This is a genomic window from Litoribacterium kuwaitense (assembly GCF_011058155.1).
GTDB lineage: Bacteria > Bacillota > Bacilli > Bacillales > DSM-28697 > Litoribacterium > Litoribacterium kuwaitense.
In genome coordinates this window covers 1-14206 of sequence record NZ_JAALFC010000025.1, presented here as the reverse complement: position 1 = coordinate 14206, position 14206 = coordinate 1, and the positions used below count along the sequence as shown (strand labels likewise).

13 protein-coding genes and 2 pseudogenes are annotated in these 14206 nt (G+C 46.6%); 6 read left to right on the top strand and 9 right to left on the bottom strand.

Annotated elements, in window-relative coordinates:
- Positions 1-88 precede the first annotated feature (88 nt).
- Positions 89-1126 (top strand): serine hydrolase domain-containing protein, encoded by a 1038-nt coding sequence (locus G4V62_RS12545; RefSeq protein ID WP_165202729.1) that lies wholly within the window; start codon positions 89-91, stop codon positions 1124-1126.
- Between the two features lie 89 nt (positions 1127-1215).
- Here the strand turns inward: G4V62_RS12545 and G4V62_RS12540 are convergent, their stop codons facing one another.
- Both G4V62_RS12540 and G4V62_RS12535 read right to left on the bottom strand, forming a co-directional pair.
- Entirely contained in the window at positions 1216-1542 is a 327-nt protein-coding gene (locus G4V62_RS12540; protein ID WP_165202727.1) for a four-helix bundle copper-binding protein, read from the bottom strand.
- Positions 1543-1674: 132 nt separating this feature from the next.
- A pseudogene (locus tag G4V62_RS12535) lies at positions 1675-3332 on the bottom strand (ribulokinase).
- Positions 3333-3534: 202 nt separating this feature from the next.
- On the opposite strand from G4V62_RS12535, the gene G4V62_RS12530 reads away from it, so the two are divergent.
- The 3 genes from G4V62_RS12530 to G4V62_RS12520 all read left to right on the top strand — a co-directional run bounded on the left by G4V62_RS12530 (position 3535) and on the right by G4V62_RS12520 (position 6745).
- On the top strand, positions 3535-4626 hold the full coding sequence (locus tag G4V62_RS12530; RefSeq protein ID WP_165202789.1) for an alcohol dehydrogenase catalytic domain-containing protein: 1092 nt from the start codon (positions 3535-3537) through the stop codon (positions 4624-4626).
- Positions 4627-4628: 2 nt separating this feature from the next.
- Positions 4629-5897: an MFS transporter gene (locus tag G4V62_RS12525; RefSeq protein ID WP_165202725.1), complete on the top strand. Its 1269-nt coding sequence runs from the start codon at positions 4629-4631 to the stop codon at positions 5895-5897.
- A gap of 83 nt (positions 5898-5980) precedes the next feature.
- Positions 5981-6745: a DeoR/GlpR family DNA-binding transcription regulator gene (locus G4V62_RS12520; RefSeq protein ID WP_165202723.1), complete on the top strand. Its 765-nt coding sequence runs from the start codon at positions 5981-5983 to the stop codon at positions 6743-6745.
- Positions 6746-6834: 89 nt separating this feature from the next.
- Here the strand turns inward: G4V62_RS12520 and G4V62_RS12515 are convergent, their stop codons facing one another.
- The 4 genes from G4V62_RS12515 to G4V62_RS12500 all read right to left on the bottom strand — a co-directional run bounded on the left by G4V62_RS12515 (position 6835) and on the right by G4V62_RS12500 (position 9091).
- Positions 6835-8403 (bottom strand): phage tail sheath family protein, encoded by a 1569-nt coding sequence (locus G4V62_RS12515; protein WP_165202721.1) that lies wholly within the window; start codon positions 8401-8403, stop codon positions 6835-6837.
- Positions 8404-8577 (bottom strand): YqzN/YkzM domain-containing protein, encoded by a 174-nt coding sequence (locus G4V62_RS12510; protein ID WP_165202719.1) that lies wholly within the window; start codon positions 8575-8577, stop codon positions 8404-8406. It lies immediately after the preceding gene.
- Between the two features lie 82 nt (positions 8578-8659).
- A complete protein-coding gene (locus G4V62_RS12505; protein WP_165202717.1) occupies positions 8660-8797 on the bottom strand; it encodes a hypothetical protein in 138 nt (45 codons plus the stop codon).
- A 99-nt stretch (positions 8798-8896) separates the two neighbouring features.
- Complete coding sequence (locus tag G4V62_RS12500; RefSeq protein ID WP_376768314.1) at positions 8897-9091, bottom strand: XtrA/YqaO family protein; 195 nt, start codon at positions 9089-9091, stop codon at positions 8897-8899.
- A gap of 529 nt (positions 9092-9620) precedes the next feature.
- Between G4V62_RS12500 and G4V62_RS12495 the strand changes: the two genes are divergently transcribed.
- Entirely contained in the window at positions 9621-10037 is a 417-nt protein-coding gene (locus G4V62_RS12495) for a helix-turn-helix domain-containing protein (RefSeq protein ID WP_165202714.1), read from the top strand.
- Positions 10038-10142: 105 nt separating this feature from the next.
- Positions 10143-10628, top strand: coding sequence for an ImmA/IrrE family metallo-endopeptidase (locus G4V62_RS12490; protein WP_165202712.1), 486 nt, complete (start codon positions 10143-10145; stop codon positions 10626-10628).
- Between the two features lie 66 nt (positions 10629-10694).
- On the opposite strand, the gene G4V62_RS12485 is transcribed toward G4V62_RS12490, so the two are convergent.
- From G4V62_RS12485 to G4V62_RS12475, 3 genes and pseudogenes are all read right to left on the bottom strand, one after another.
- The gene (locus tag G4V62_RS12485) at positions 10695-12107 is read right to left on the bottom strand and encodes a sulfatase family protein (RefSeq protein WP_165202710.1); all 1413 of its coding nucleotides are present in this window, start codon (positions 12105-12107) and stop codon (positions 10695-10697) included.
- 64 nt (positions 12108-12171) lie between these two features.
- Complete coding sequence (locus tag G4V62_RS12480; protein ID WP_165202708.1) at positions 12172-13638, bottom strand: arylsulfatase; 1467 nt, start codon at positions 13636-13638, stop codon at positions 12172-12174.
- A 43-nt stretch (positions 13639-13681) separates the two neighbouring features.
- A pseudogene (locus tag G4V62_RS12475) lies at positions 13682-14206 on the bottom strand (sulfatase/phosphatase domain-containing protein); the annotation flags it as partial.

Here is a 14206-nt window from a genome sequence, read left to right as displayed (position 1 = left end):
ATGACTAAAAACCGCTTTAACACGTTGTGTTACGACTCGTTGATCAAAAATCTACCTCATCATTCCTTGGTGAATGAAGGAGCGACAAATGGGAAAGCATCATACACGTCGATTTGAACAAATATTCACACGTTTTACAAGAAAAAAGAATATTTATGAAGGCAGTCTTCTCATCGAGAATAAGACTGGTGATTTTTCTTTTTACCAAAGCTATAGCGGTTTGACTGTTGACTCACCGCTACTGATGGCAAGCATCACCAAATTGTTTACGACAACGTGTATTCTTCGCCTGCTGGAACAAGGAAAAATATCACTGGACGAAAAAATTGCAGCGTACTTTGACAAGCAGCTGCTCGAAGGGCTTCATATGTATCGCGGTCAAGATTACTCTTTTGACCTGACGATCTATGATTTACTGTTTCAGACGAGTGGCTTGCCTGACATTTATGAGGAAAGAAAAAACAGTATGAAGAGCCGTGTGATTCAAGAAGACTTTCATCTCTCTTTTGAAGAAATCATAGAAAAAACGAAACATTTAAAACCGCATTTCGCACCAAACAGTAAGGGAAAAGCGTATTATGCAGACGTTAATTTTGATTTACTCGGAGAGATTATTAAAAAAGCCAGTGATCAGACATTATCAGACGCGTACAAACAATTTATTGTTTCTCCGCTCGACCTTGTCGCTACCTATCTTATTGAAGGCGAAAATGACAAGATGCCTCATATTTATTATAAGGATCAACAACTTCATCGTCCTATGTTTATTCAAAATAGCGCGAGTGGTGGCTCTGTCACGACGACTGCTGAGTTGATGGTGTTCATAAAAGCTTTCTTTGGCAGTAAGCTCTTTAACAAAACCATTTTCACTACGTTGGCAACCTATCGAAAGCTGCAAATCATGATGGGGCCTATTCACTATGGGGGCGGATATATGCAAATTCCCTTAGGCGGGGCCTCTACACTCTTTCAAGGGGAGGGTGAGTTGATCGGACATTCCGGGTCAACTGGCTCTCTTGCTTTCTATCATCCGCAAAAAGACTTATATTTCGTCGGAAACGTTAACCAGATGGCCTCAGCGGTACCAATCCGGCTAGCGATGCAGCTTGCCATGGCCGCAAAATAAAAAGCCGCTTCTAATCATGCATGGAAAAAATAAATGGCATAAAAAACGGCTGAACGTTCATCTTGAAAACGTCCAACCGTTTGGAACCTTTACGCAATCGCGCGGCAGGCTTCGGCACACGTAAAACATGCATCAGCGCATTGTTGGCAATGATCGTGGGCATGCTTTTTGCATTCGTTCCCACACGCTTCACAAATCGTGGCACAGACGCTCGCCAACTCTTTGGCAAAGGGGGTTCCGCGCACGAGCGCTTGTTCAAGGTAGCCGCAAATGTCGGCACACTCCCGATCCAAGCGAATACATTCCGCCATCATTTGCATGTCTTCTTCTTTCAGGCAGGCATCGTAGCAATGGTTACACGCCTCCATACATGCGTGCAAAGCTTGAATCGTAGACGCATACTGTTCATGTGACATGCACAACTTCCTCCTTTAAAAAAAGTATTCATTATACGGTAACCTAGTCTTTCCCTTTTCAAACAAAATCATGTGCTTTTGGTCAAATCTTACGTTAAAAAACGAGCCTCCTGTCAGAGAAGGCTCGTTCATTTATTTTTCATCCGCTGCTTTTTCGGCCAGTTGTTTTAAATCCTGCATTAAGTGTGGCTTACGATAGCCCATATCGTCATGATAATCTTTATAAATGCTGAAAAGCTCCTTGTAGCGCTCTACGTTTTCTTTGATCGGCTTATACACCTTAAGAAAGGGCTGTCTCATCGCTTGTGTGACATCTTCAAGCTTGCCTTGCCCTCCTGCAACTGCACCGAGTACGGCGGCGCCGACTGCTGGTGCGTAATCGGTGGCAGAAACGTGAATGTCCCGCTTTAAAATGTCCGCATAAATCTGCATTAACAGGGCATTTTTTGCGGTAAGCCGCCACACGCAAAGACTTTATGGACCGGCATGCCCCACTCCTCGTAGTTATCAAGAATCATTTTTGCCCCGAAAGCGGTCGCTTCGAGATACGCGCGATAAATATCTTCCGGCTTGGTCGTCAGTGTTAAACCGACAACGAGCCCCGTTAGACTTGAATCCGACAGTACTGACCGGTTGCCGTTATGCCAATCGAGCGCCAGCAGCCCCGTTTCACCTGGGACGTAGGCACTGGCTTTCTTTTCGAGCAAATCAAAAACGGATACCCCTAATTCGCTAGCTTCTTCTTTAAATTCAGCCGGAACCTGCTTTGCAAACCAGCCAAATAAGTCTCCTACCGCAGACTGCCCTGCCTCGTACGCGTATAATCCAGGAATGATCGAATCTTTGACGACACCGGAAATGCCGGGTAGCTGGATTTTTTTCTCATTCAACATTAAGTGACACGTAGACGTGCCCATGACCATCGTCATTTCATTCGCCTTTGACGCGCCAATGCCTAACAGAGCTGAATGGGCGTCAATGATCGCCACACCGACAGCTAAATCTTCGGGCAATCCAAGCTTTTCAGCCATGTCACTCGTCAGCGTACCCGCCTTCTCGCCGATAAATCCGACTTTTCCTCTAAGCTTCGTGGACGCGAGCTTGCCGAGCTCAGGGTCAATGCCTTGCAAAAATTCCTCGGGAAAACCGCCCTCTTCTTTCCAAAATGCTTTAAACCCTAAGGAACAGTTACTGCGAACGACTTCCCCTGTCAGCTGGGAAACGATCCAATCGCCCGCCTCAATAAAAAGATCTGCCGCCTCGTATACCTCTGGCGCTCGACGGATCGTTTCTAAATATTTTGGTATAAACCATTCCGTCGACACATTAAAGCCATAATCACGAAGCCATGGGCACTTCTGCTTTACAGCCTCTTCAAACAGCTCATTGGCTTCTTCTTTTGGGCCGTGATGCTTCCACAGCTTCACCCACGCGTGCGGGTGATTTTCATAGTCTTTACGAAAGCAAAGCGGCTGTAGATGCTCATCAACTGTCACCATCGTCGACGACGTAAAATCGACCCCTAACCCGACAATTTGTGTTTTCTTAATGCCTGCATTTTGAATCGCTTCTGGAATGCCTAAAAAAAGCACCTCTAAATAATCTTTCGGATGCTGAAGTGCAAAATCCCTAGGAAGACTCGGTGCTTCTGTCGTAGGTAAGCGATCATTGATGACACCATGCTTATAAGGTATGAGGCTTGATCCTTGAATCTCGCCTGTCTTTGTATGAATGATTAACACTCGACCCGATTCAGTCCCATAATCAATTCCAATCGAAAATAGATCCACGAATATATCCCTCAATTCTGTAAGCGCTTGTAGGAATCATCTTAATAGATATACATTCATCTGGCAATGGTAAATGAGCAAAAATGAATAAAAAAGTACAAAATAACACCGGTTACATTGACAAAATGAACATTAAACAGATATTATGAACAAAAATAAACAAATTAACTTAGTTGGGGAGGACGAACGTTTGTCACAATCAATGACACAAGCAACGGTCATGTCACAGGCATTCCGCTTAACGCAGCCTGGCCGATTTGAAGAGGTCACCTTAAATCACGACATGCCCGATGAACATGTTGCTGTAAAAAATGAGCTGGCTAGTATTTGCCACGCCGACCTTCGTTACTTTACTGGAGACCGCCGAAAAGAAGCATTAGAAAAAAAGCTGCCGATGGCATTATTTCATGAAGGTATTGCCCGAGTCGTCGCATCCAATACAGACGACATTGAGGTAGGAAAAAGAGTTGTGATCGTTCCGAATATTCCGGGATATGTTCGCGGTCACTATACGAAAGAAGAGTGCTGTGCCCCTTGCCGGCGCGGTGGCGAGGATAACTATTGTGCAAATAGCGTCTTTCTTGGAAGCGGATATGACGGCGTCGGACAGAGCCATTTGGTCTTGCCAAAAGAAAATGTCGTCCTGATTCCAGACGATCTACCCGATGACATCGCGATTTTAGCTGAGCTCTGTTCTGTCTCTCTTCACGCCATATCGCATGTAAGCGATTACCTTAAACAAGGCAATGTTGCCGTGTTTGGTGACGGACCAGTCGGCTATTTAACGGCTGCGATGCTGCATTACGTCTACCATGTACCGAAGGAAAACTTAATCGTTTTTGGCGCTGCCGAGGAAAAACTGGCGCAATTTTCGTTTGCGACGACACATCTCGTCTTTGATTTTGATTTTCTCGGACATCAAGGGATTACGACGGTGTTTGAATGTACAGGAGGACGCTTTAGTGAAAGCGCCATTAACCAGGCGATCGATCTAATCGAGCCAGAAGGAAAGCTTGTCCTGATGGGGGTTACCGAAGACCGAGTCCCTATCAATACACGCGACGTGCTCGAAAAAGGGATTCAATTGTTTGGCAGCTCAAGAAGCTCAACGAAAGAGTTTGCTGATTTGATGCAGTATTTCAGAGATCAAGCGTACCAAGAAGCCTTACGAAAACTGCTACCTGATCAATTTGTCGACATTCGCACACCAGCGGATTTAACGAAGGCGATGAATAAAGCGGCTGAGCATAAAGGTTGGCACAAGGTCATTCTGAATTTTAAATGGGAGGATTAATCATGAATCAAGTGAATGCATTGGATAAAGTCGGTATCCCCTCGAAGCTTGCCTGGGGATACTTAGGCGTTCTCATCTTTATGATGGGGGATGGACTAGAGATCGGCTGGCTCAGCCCTTGGCTGATCGAACAAGGGTTCACTGTGCAGCATACGAGCTTACTGTTTTCAGCCTACGGGGTGACGATCGCGATCTCTTCGTGGTTTTCCGGGGTGCTCGTGGAAGCCTTAGGAACGAAAAAAACGATGCTCGCCGGACTTATTCTCTATATTTTAGGAACTTCCGGATTTATCGCCTTTGGAATTAACTCGTTAAGCTTGACGTGGATGGTGCCATTTTACGCCTTACGCGGATTTGGTTATCCACTGTTCGCCTACTCATTCTTAGTATGGATCGCCTATCGTGCCGACAAAAACCGGCTCGGCTCAGCGGTCGGCTGGTTCTGGTTTGTCTTTACCGGCGGCTTAAACGTGCTTGGCGCGTATTACTCTGTCTTAGCCATTGAAGCGATGGGGCATGTGAACACGTTGTGGAGCTCCATTTTCTGGGTATGCCTCGGTGCCTTCTTTGCCCTTGTCTTAAATAAAGACAAGCTCGAGCGGAAAAGTGACCAAAATGCGGCTGAGAAACTTCAGGAAATTAAGAAAGGTATGACAATCGCAATCGAAGAGCCTAAAGTGCTGCTCGGCGGAATTGTTCGGACGATTAATACGACAGCTCAGTTCGCCTTCCCAGTCTTTTTGCCGACCTATCTTGCGACACACGGCATTCCGACATCAACGTGGCTCAGCATCTGGGGGGCGATTTTCACGAGTAATATTGTATTTAACCTCATCTTTGGTGTCGTCGGTGACAAAATTGGCTGGCGCAATACGATTATGTATTTTGGCGGCATCGGCTGCGGGTTGTCGACGCTCGGGCTTTACTACGCTCCGGCTTGGTTTGAAGGAAACATTTGGGCGGTCGGTGCGATCGGGATGATTTGGGGAGCCTTGCTCGCTGCCTACGTACCATTATCCGCACTCGTTCCATCACTCGTGAAAAGCGACAAAGGAGCGGCGATGTCGATCTTAAACCTAGGTGCTGGCTTGCCTACGTTCATCGGCCCTGCGATCGTTGGACTGACGATCGGTATCGTCGGTGATGCTGGTGTCATGTGGATTTTCGCTGGCCTTTATTTCTTAAGTGCCTTTCTGACAAAATTTATTACGCTGCCGGACGACTTTCAAGCCAATCCGTCTGCAGAGGTCGCTGCGACGAAATCAAGCTAGCCTGGTCATGATTCCCTTGAATCCACGCCGTAATCCATCTAAAATGGAATAAAATACAGGATTCGAGTGAAAGAGGGAACGCCATGCTGCCGATTGAGCGAAAAAGAATGATTTTAGCATACGTAACTGAACGACACATTGCCACCGTTTCCGAATTAGCCAATGAATTTAACGTTCATGAGGCGACGATTCGCCGTGATTTATCCGCGCTGGAAAATGAAGGTGCGCTCTATCGTACCCACGGCGGCGTCACGATCGGTGATCAGGAGGTCCAGTCAGAGCCTCCCTTCATTGAACGGGAAAAAACGTTTTATAAAGAAAAAGAACGCATCGGGAAGTATGCCGCCTCCCTCATTCATGACGGTGACAATGTCATCCTTGATTCTGGGACGACGACACTGCACATTGCGCGTGAGCTGACGACGAAAAAAGATGTCACCGTCGTTACGAACGACATCAATATTGCCGCCACCTTGCGTAACCATAAGCACATTAAAGTGATCGTCACCGGCGGCGTCATTGAGCCGGAAAGCTATATGCTAAACGGCAGCCTGACCGACAACGCTCTGCAAACGATGAACGTCCACAAAGCGTTTATCGGCACGCCTGCCATTCACGTGAACAAAGGGATCACCCACTTCGATGACAACCTCGTCCCTGCGAAAAAAGGGATGATCGAGGCGGCGAAAGTTGTGATCGCGGTCGCCGACCATACGAAATTCGGGCGCATTTCGTTGCACAAAGTTGTTGATATCAAAGACGTCGATATGCTCATTACAGATACGGGATTGAGTGAAAGTGAGCTCGACCTGTGGCGCGAGATTCATATGAATATGGAGCTTGTGTAGGAGAAGTGAGTCGCATCTCGTCTCGGCGTGTTTAGAAGATAAGCTGCAATGTGAACCAATGGTTGACGGAAAGTCGACTGTTGGTTTTTTTATTGTTCAAGACGCTTTGTCGTTCCGGGGCGGGGATTGCTGATTTCAAACAGTCCCGTCGCCGCCAGCCCTGCAAGAGCGCCTGCCCAAAGCCGGAAAGCGACGACGAGGTCGGAAAATGGTGCGGCCAGCAGGCCGACGATGATCCCAAGCAAAAGCGCCACGAGCGGAACGAAATTTTTCGGGTAAGCGACCGTTCGCTTCGTTACTTCGACGAGTGCGGCAATGATCGGCACGAGGAGCGTCGCAAAGGTGAGAATGTCGTTCAAAATGATCACGTCCTTTATAAAAATGTCCGAATCCTGGCCAGCGACCACCGCAACGTCCGTTTGGGAATCGACGTTTTGAATGGCGTTCATCCCTTGGAGTGCCGATAAATGGTTGACAATCTCCTGACGGAACATATTCCGACCGTCGTCGTTGTTGTCGACCTGACCGATGTAAAATGATTCAAAAATACGTTTAACGTCGTTGCTGATCCCGTCTAGCACACGAACGACACGGTTTTTACTGAAGTGCTGACGCTTCGTCGGCGTGTACGAGGTAAAGGTGTTAATGTCTTGTTCGACGATCGCTCGTCCGTCCGAATGAGTAAACAGAAACGCACCGTCGCGTAACGCGGATTCGATTTCTGTATTTGTCAGCCGCGGATTTACATCGACAGCGCCGTCATAGGCACTGTACGTTAACGATTGATTGACCGTTGCCGCCGCGGTTGCGCCTGCAACCCAAGCGGTCGCTTCCGCCGCACTCAAGACGGTGCCGTCCGCTAAAATGACGCCATTTTGCACCGAAATGACGCCTTCACTGTCCGGTAAAGTGTCATTTTCCAAGACGGCTTGAATTTTAACCCCTTCGTCCTCACGAAGTCGGTTTACGAAGGCTGCATAAAGCTCCTTCAAGCTTTGCTCGGTCGAACTCAGGCTGACGGTTTGAAAGCTTTCTACTTGAATCGCCGTCAAATAATCCGTGTGGTCCTCATTGGTCACCTCGCCATCCTCTCCGCCAGAAAGCGTCAAGCCAGCACTCGTCTGCAATTCGCCTGCAAGCTCGACCCAAGCACTATTCACGTCAGCAGCGGTCGCGACGGTATGTGCCTCCACCTCACGCCCGGCAAGAAATACCTTCACGTCAAATTGCGCAGGCTGATCGACATTGCTTTGAATCGCCACCGCTAAATCGTTGCCGCGAACGCCAGGATATTTCGCTTGTGCTGTCAATGTAGTACCAGTTTGTGTCTCCCCTTCCTCTCCGCTGCCTGCTTCTCCAACCGTGACACTCGCGTGTGTACCCGTATTTAAACGGTACAACAGCAGGGTTGCGGCGCGTTTCAACGCCTCACGAATCAACAGCATTTTTTCATCCGTCATGTCATAGCCAAGGACCGTCTGAATGTCCTCTCCTGACTGAATTGTGATGATTTGTTTTGTCGGACCCCAGCTTAGTGGTAATGCCAGCGTCGTCGTTCCACGCTCACCAAGTGTTCCGACCGCAGCCGGTACACTCTCCACGTTTACATATAATCCAGGGCGTACTTTATTTTGCGTCGTCCAAGTTCCTCCTGCCATTTATAGCACCTTCCTTTTAAAGTGATCAGCAAGCCGTTTTGCTTCGGCTTTTGTGTACGTCGTGTCATCCTTCAGCACAACAGCGAGGACGTCTTTTTCGACTCCTGAACTTTGTGCAGATTGAAGAAATTGCTGCTTCGAAAACGTCGCAGCTGTCGTTTTTCGTTTACTCATCAATGAATCCCTCCTGATTAAGCTTTTGCATCTTGTCAGCATTTGGTTTCGGTCGTGCTACGTGAAAGGAATAATCAACTGTTCACTCATGCGTCCTTCCTCCCTTTCGTACGATCGCACTTCCTCGTCTCATATAAATCTGTCGATCGACGCCCATCAGCTCTTTCACTTCTTGCTCCGTCAGTTTTTCTGCTTTTTTCTTCGTCGGTTTCTTTTCCATCGTCTTCTCCTTTCATCATAAAAGGACACTGACAGACGACGGATCGCTTCCGCAGTCGTTCAGTGTCCTCCAGTGGGCTGGTAGAACGTAATATATAGTTTAAAATTCTTCCCCTTCATCAAATCTAATGCGTTTCACTTGCCCTTGATGAGTGATCACCTTCGTTTCCCCATGGTGTGGAAGCTCGGCGTACTTCATACTTCCATGACTTGCGACAATAATGAACGGCTTGTCCTGCTCTCGATCGTTTAAATCGATCAATCTACTTGACTCGCGTACAGTCAATGGCTTCACCCTCAATTCGCTTCCCTCCTCGTTTTGCACAAACCTCTCCTTACTACGTCTGTAACACCCATCTGATTCCTACCATTTTTCAATTCATCGACGTCCGTGGACGCAAATGCTCACTTCCCACGGGTGTTCTGCTTCCAAAACGCATAACCCGCTCAATGTAACTCTCTTTTTCCTTTTGTCATCGTGTATCGACCTTATGACCTGAGTGAAGTGCGGGATTCCTAAGAACACCAACTGATCGTTCAGTGAATAAAAACGCCTCGTCGCTAGCCATAAGTTACAGACTCTCTTTCCAAACTGGCAATTTAATGATTGTCGATACGGAAATTACAAGTGCCCTTTTCATACGAATGTCAATAGAATTCGCTCTCTCTTAGTAAAAATATTACCATATCGGTAACTATAACCCTATACTACATTACCATTTTGGAAGTATCAACATTTTTTGCCATATCGGTAATATTATTTTGCCAATACGGAAATTATGTTATAATAAGATTACTATATATTAGGAAAGAAGGAACGTTTCATGTCTGATATGGCTCGCCGTTTAAAGGCATTGCGCGAAAAAACCGATGTGAACCAGAAGGAAGCCGCCCACAAGCTGGAAATTACGAATGTTCAATTGTCTCGATACGAATCAGGCGCTCGTCAGCCAGACTATGAAACACTGCGCAAAATGGCTGATCTTTATGAAACAACCATTGACTATATTGTTACGGGGGATGACAAAGTACGGCACCCGGACAAGATGTGGCGTGAATTTCTCGATCCGAAAGTCGATGCTTTTTTGATGACCTTTATCAAGCGCCAGAAGAGAAAATTAAAAGGCTCGCTAGAATATGGAAGGCGATTGAAGAAGAAGAGCAGCAAAAAGAGTAAAAAAACAACAGTATTGTATTCATTTTCCGTGACAATCTTCAGTAAATGGTTTATAGTAATTTAAAAATACAGATATATCATATATCTCAAGTGAGAGACCGTAGCAGGTCTTTTCTTTTCACTCATAAACCGAACATATGATCGCTTTTTTGAATAATGAGGTGTTTTCTTGTACTATACGACAAGTCACTTAGAAGATTTTGTAAAGGCACTTTACGATGAGATGAATATTAAGACACCAGATCAGCTGGATGCACGAATGATTGCTTATATTTTAGGGCTTCGCCTCGTTTTTGAGCCGCACGATTCGGCGTTTTACTTTAACACAATTTGGATCGATTCTCGGTTAAGTGAAGCGGATCGTTGGGAAAAGCTCGGTCATGAGCTTGGTCATGCTTTGAGGCACGCGGGGAATCAAATGGTCATGCCGAAGTCTTGGGTCGATTATCAAGAGCTTGATGCGAACCGATTTGCCTTTCATTTTTGTGTACCGACCTTTATGCTACGGGAGGTACGTTTGCCTTATTCTTTAGATGAAGCCATTGCAATTGTTGCCAAAACGTTTAACGTGACACCCGGATTTGCAGCAAAGCGCCTAGCGCATTATGAACAGAAATTAATTGCCGATCCGGCAAATCAGCAATATTTCTGTTGACATTGGAAAAAGGGTACCGGTCATGTCCTTCCCCGGTACCTCTAACTAGCAACTTTATGCATGGCTTCATGGTCTTGTCCGTCCAGCCGCAATGAGCTCATCCAATTCCTGACTTAAGGCCAGCAATTTTTCAGGAGCATCGTGTATTTTGTTTACTCGCTCCTCCTCATCATTGACTAATTGATAAAGCTGCTCTTGAGGATCATCGGGCTTTACCACACGATCGTCCGTGTGTGGTATACCAATTCGACTTCTGTCACGTAAATCGAACCCGCCTCCGCCAGCACCCCGGATATATTTCCAATCCCCTTTTCTTAAAGACAGCATCCCTTCAAAAGAATGAAGAATGATTGACTCACGTAATGGTTCAGCAGACGTCTGTCCTGTCATTTCTGAAAGTTGGCTCATGCTATCCTCGCCAGCATCTTGCGGCAATGTTCCATCAACGATTGCAGCACATGTAGCCATTAAGTCACTGAGTGACAGAAGGGAATGGCTAACAGTCCCTTCAGGTACACGGACAGGCCAGCTCACGATAAATGGAACACGATGTCCACCTTCCCAAATATCTGCTTTCTGCCCCCGCCACTGTGCTGTTGACATATGGCCATAAGACGTCATTTCCTCACGACATGGATCGGGACCATTATCACTCGTAAAGATGACCATCGTATTTTCTCTCATGTTTTTTTCTTCAAGTAATGATAAAATCTGCCCGACCGTATCATCAATTTCAAGAATTAAATCTCCTCTTGGACCGACGCCACTTTGATCGTGAAATTCTGTTTTCGGCAACCAAGGGGTATGAGGCCCGGTCAGCGATAAATATAAGAAAAACGGATCTTCTTTTTCTGTATCATGCTGCTTAATAAAATCGAGAGCCTTTTCCGTCAAGGTGGAATTCACATCTTCGTCCTTCCAACCAGGAACCATAAAGCCATCACGACCTTCTTGGCTAAAATCGACTGGATCTTTAGGCACAGAAGGAATACCCACCGTTCGGTCATTTTCGATAAAACAATAAGGTGGCATGTCAAGGGATGCCGAAATGCCATAAAAGTAGTCGAAGCCATGGTCTATTGGACCATCTTGAATTGGCAGGGTGTAGTCTACACCGTGAGGAGCATGTTGATCCTTCGCCCATCCTAAACCAAGATGCCACTTGCCAATACAAGCAGTCCGATATCCATACGATTTTAGATACGAGGCAACCGTCTCACGGTTAGGTTCAAGAATGGACGGATCGTGTCCGTGTAAAACGCCTTTTTTTACCGGTCCTCGCCAGCAATATCTACCTGTCAATATGCTGTAGCGCGAAGGTGTACAAACAGCCGAAGTTGAATGAGCGTCAGTGTATAGCCGCCCCTCATCTGCAAGGCGATCAATATGCTTTGTTTGATATTGCTGGGCTGTGTAACAGCTTAGATCACCGTAGCCCATGTCATCTGTCAAAATGTAAATGATGTTCGGTTGGCTCAATATTGATCCCTCACTAAATAAAGTTTATTCCTTGTTGTGTGATCTTAAATCTGATCAATCAAGCTTACATCCATTTGTAACTCGACCGCTCCAACCGTTCTTGATACTTTGGTGAAACGATCGGCGGCTTTCCGGCTTGACTGACGAGCTCGTCTCCCGACGTCAGCCCTAGTTGACGCTTTTCCAGAAGATCGACCATTCGTTTGCGCCACATCACTAAGACATCATTGTACGCTATGTCCTTGGCGAGATCTTCACTTTCCCCTCGATCTTCTTTAATATGAAACAACTGCTCCTCGTGCAAGCGTGGCAGCCAAACATATTTGTATTCACCATCCGTTAAATACTGCATTTCCTGACTTTCAGCGTAACAAGCACTATGCTCCCCATGAATATATGTCCTTGGGAACATGTCTCCTTCAATCGCACCTCTTAAGCTCAAGCCGTCGACGGTTTCTGGAATGTCAGCATCCACAATATCAAGGATCGTCGGCATGATATCTTGCAGCACTACCGCATCCGCAACCGTTTTTTGCTTGCATTCAAGCTCTCGCGGGGGCTTGATAATCAATGGAACACGGGCTGAGCCTTCATATGCATACGTCTTTCTCCACAATTGATGATCTCCCAGCATATCTCCATGATCCGAAGTAAAAATGATGAGCGTATTGTGCAGCTGTCCGCATTTTTGCAAATATAATAGTAACCGCCCGATTTGTTGATCAATATGGGTAATCGATCCGTAATACCCCGCCCGGGCACGCTGCGTTTCCGTTTCACTTCGAATACCCCGCCATGCATCAGGCTCAATAGCTTTACGCTCGGGTCCGTAAACGTCGTTCCATGCGCCAGCATATGGCTTTGGTAATTCTTTATCTTTATACATGTCAAAATAGTAGCTTGGCGGGTCATACGGTGAGTGCGGACGTGCAAAAGATGTCATGAGAAAGAAAGGCTTACTCGGGTCACGTTTCTGTAAGAATTTGATTGATTCATTCACTGTCCAGTTCGTCGGATGTAAATGTTCTACCGCGTGATAAGGACGTGCCATCCAAGAATTCCAATTGATTCCATGGTCAACGACGTCGTACTCCCCGTCTTTATGTTTGTTAAACCACTCTTTATAATCTGACGTAAATTGAGGATCTTCAGCACGGTCAGACTCGTCTAACAAAGTGTTGTGAAAACCATTTAACGACCGTTGCGGGTAGAAGTGCCCTTCTCCAACGAGCTGCGTCTGGTAACCTGCTTTCGCCAGCTCACCAGGCAAAGTGTGGGAAAAGCCAACACCCATCTGACCTTGACCTGCGCCCATTCCTAAAATACCTGTATTCCACGGGGCCATGCCTGTTAATAAAGCCGCGCGCGCCGGAATACACGACGGACTCGGTGTGTATGCGTTCGTAAAGTTCACGCCTTGCGCAGCAAGCCAGTCTAAATTCGGCGTCTCAATGTAAGGGTTATCATTCACGCCTACACAGTCCGCGCGCTGTTGGTCAGTCATAATAAATAAGACATTATCATTCCCCACTCAACATTCTCCTTTTTATCCAAGGTATCTAGTTTTGCTTCACTTAGGCCTGCCATACCCGCGGCATCGGCAACGGTTCCTTCTCCAGCTCTGCCCAAGCGTACTTCATTAAAAGCGCTGATTTCAGATCAGCATAGGCTGGATCATCCCACAGGTTATTCAGCTCTTGCGGATCTGTCTCTAAATCAAACAGCTCACCATACGTTTCACGATAGTAGATTGATAGTTTATAGCGCTGATCGACATACGTTTCATATGAAAAGCGGTCGGCTGCGTGCGGTTTTCGCATAAGATATGGTCCCTTGCGTCATCAGCTTCCCCAGACCATACGTCACTTTGATCCACACCAGTCATCGTGCGTGGAATCGGGATATCCGCAAAGCTTAAAAACGTCGGCGCTAGATCGACGAGCGATTGCAGGGCGGAGGACACTCGGCCCGCCGGAACCTTTTCTGGATAGCGAACAATAAATGGTAACCTCATCACGTCTTCATAATGGAATCCGCCTTTGTCATGCAAACCGTGCTGGCCGAAGAAATGCCCGTGATCGGTTGTAAAAACGACGATT